Annotated in this window: 1 pseudogene; it reads right to left on the reverse strand. The window is 58.2% G+C overall.

From position 1 onward, the window contains the following. Positions 1-963 (reverse strand): annotated as a pseudogene (locus tag FFS57_RS25050) (IS5 family transposase); the annotation flags it as partial. Positions 964-1,156: the final 193 nt, after the last annotated feature.

Consider the following 1,156-nt stretch of genomic DNA (forward strand, 5'->3'; position numbering starts at 1 on the left):
CTGTACCTCCACGCCACGGTAGCCCAGGTCCACGAAGACTTCCTTGGGTTGACAGCCAGTCAAAATCGCCACCTGTTCCAATGCCTCGAACAGCGTGTGGCCATCGTACGGATTGCCAGGCATGCTGCGCATCCCAACCACCAGGCCTTTCTTGTGCATGGTAGCGATCGACACCTTCACGCCGAACTCGTAAGGCTGGCGCGATTTGCCCTTGGAGATGCACTCGGCCTCCGGTGCGTGCAGACAGTACAGCATGTTTTTGTCTTTCTGCTTCTGCGTCAACAAACGTTTGGCCTTGGCCAGCAAGTCGCTGGCCTTGTGCTGCATGGCAGCGGGCAGCTTTACCAGTTGTCGCTGCACGTCGCGCCACACGCGGCCAACCACCGTCTTCAGTTTTTCCAAGCTGGTGCGCATGCGCTTGTACTACTTAGCATAGGCATAGCGTCCCGTCTGGGCCGCCAGCTTCGGTGCTTCGCGGTTGTCGTTCTGTCGCAGCACCAAACCGCCTTCGACGGCCAGCTTGACCAAGTGCTGCCTGGCCCGTTCCAGCAACTTGCTGTCAGTGGGATGGGCGATGGCTTTTTCCTGCACGGTGCTATCGACAATGATCTTCTCGTCGCTTTTGGCCTTCATCACATTGGTCGACTCAGCTGCCTTGATCGTTTCCGTCAGCAGCCACTCCAAGCCTTCTTCACCGATCCGCTTGCGCCAGCGCGTCAACGAGCTGGGGTCAATCGGCGGTTGGTGCTGGAACCAAGTCTCGCCGCAGAACAGCTGCCAATACGGGTTCTCGACCCAGCCCCACACCACATCTTCGTCGAATAAGGCGAACGTGTGCTGCAAGTACAACAGGCCGGCGATCAAGCGCGTCGAGGTAGCCGGGTGGCCGCGCGACGATGGGAAGTGTGGCGCCCACTGCCGCTCGAATACTTGCCAATCGATGTGCCCCGCCAACCTCGCTAACGAAGCTGTAGAAAAATAATCTTCATCCGCGCATCCTGCCGTGAATCAAATGGGATATCAAGGCTCCAAGCTGCAGCCCTCCACAGGAAAGTGCCATGGCCCGTTACAAGGTGATCGACACCCGCCCGAGATTTCTCGCGGTGGATCTGGAAAAACAGCTGCTGCCCGGCAGTTTTGAATACGCGGTGCATCA

Origin of the sequence: Chitinivorax sp. B, assembly GCF_005503445.1 — a bacterium.
Lineage (GTDB): Bacteria > Pseudomonadota > Gammaproteobacteria > Burkholderiales > SCOH01 > Chitinivorax.